A 1,625-nucleotide genomic window follows, 5' to 3' on the forward strand; every position below is an offset into this window, starting at 1 on the left:
TGGTCGTGGGCATCATCGGCGCGTTCTTCGGCGTGCTGGCGTAAGGGCCCGGCTGCATAGATTTTCGTTGCAACCTGGAAAGGGGATGGAGCAGGCCTATGCCCTCCATCCCCTTTTTGTATAGAAGGAGTTCGTATGTTCGCGAAGGATCGCGAAGCAATGCGCCTGACGCCGGCAGAGGTCAGGCTGATTCTTATTGAGTCCCTGCAGTGGTGCGCCAACAACGCGGTCTACTTTTTGGGGCTTATCGGTGCGGCCACGTATGATCTGGCTGGCACGGCCTTTTTGGTTGCCGCCATTACGCTCGTGCGCAATCTTATGACGTCGGTGGGCAATATGGTGTCGGGCTCGGTCATCGATCGCTTTGGACCGCGCCGGACGTCGTTTGTGACGTGCGTGATTACGGCAGTGCTATCGCTTGGCGTGGGGTTGGCGCCGTTGTCTGTCCCCGGGCTTGTGTTTGCCGCGTGCGTCTTGGGACTTGCGGGCGGCTTTATCAACACCTGCACGCATGCGTTTCCGGGATACCTGGAGTCGACCACCGAGGGCCGTACCCGCGTGAACGGCCTCATGGTGTTCTACAGCAATATCGCCTATACCGCTGGCCCGCTGCTCGGCGGTGCCATCGTGAGCTGTTTTGCCACGCAATCGGTCTATCTGCTCATGGCGGGCATGATGGGTGTGGCGGCCGTGCTCTCCTTGGGCTGTCACGAGTGTGTTGCTCCCGCAAAAGGGGAGAAGCCGAAGGGCGGTATTTTGGGCGGCATGGCCGAGGGTGCGCGACTTACGTTTCGCGACCACGACCTGCGCCTCATCTTTATCTCGGGCTTTTTGGGTTTCTTTGCGTTTGGCGCGTTCGATTCGCTGGAGTCGTTGTTCTATCGCGATGTGCTCAACGTGGATATCGTCTGGCTGGGCTGGCTGTCCTCGGTCGTGGGCCTCACTTCCTCGGTGGGCGCGTTCATCCTGACCAAGCTTTCTGCCCGCCATGTCAACCTGCGATTGCTGCTCGGCGCGCTCATGGCCGTGGGCATTGGGTCCATGGTGTACGTGGGCACCGATATGCTGGGGGTCGCGATTATCGGTCAGGCGATTAACGGTCTGGCCTGGGGATTCCTGGAACCGCTGCAGATGATCTTGATTCAGGAGCGCGCCGACATCAAATACCTGGGGCGCATTACCGGCTTTGTGCGTTTTGGCCTGATGAGCGCCGGCGTGCTGCCGCTGCTGGCGGCTCCGTTTTTGGCGGAGGCTTTGGGCGTTCAGGCGGTGCTGTTTGGGGCATCGACCATTATTGCGCTGGTAGGAACGCTGTTCTTTGTCACACAAGGGAGGCGCCAGAGGCGTTAGCTATACATTCAATTCTAATTTAATACCACTCACCAGAGAATTTCGACCGTTCACCGAGGATTGGAGCAGATTGATAAGTGGTATTAAAAACACATTAGGTGTATGTCTATAATTGGTATCGAAAAGAAACGCGATGTATAGAGTTGCGTGCAGGACAGAAAGGAAAAGCCATGAAGGAAACCGAGAAGATCGAGATCATGCACTTTAGCCAGGAGGGCTACGTCGAGGACGGCAAGAACGTCTACGAGGCCGGCAAGAAGATGACCGCGCTCGCC

At 57.5% G+C, this 1,625-nt stretch carries 1 protein-coding gene; it reads left to right on the forward strand.

Features of this window, described 5'->3' with window-relative positions:
* Positions 1–135 precede the first annotated feature (135 nt).
* Positions 136–1,350: an MFS transporter gene (locus DW645_RS09785; protein ID WP_195521868.1), complete on the forward strand. Its 1,215-nt coding sequence runs from the start codon at positions 136–138 to the stop codon at positions 1,348–1,350.
* Positions 1,351–1,625 lie beyond the last annotated feature (275 nt).

It is taken from the genome of Collinsella sp. AM23-17 (genome assembly GCF_003470945.1).
Classification (GTDB): Bacteria; Actinomycetota; Coriobacteriia; order Coriobacteriales; family Coriobacteriaceae; genus Collinsella; species Collinsella aerofaciens_O.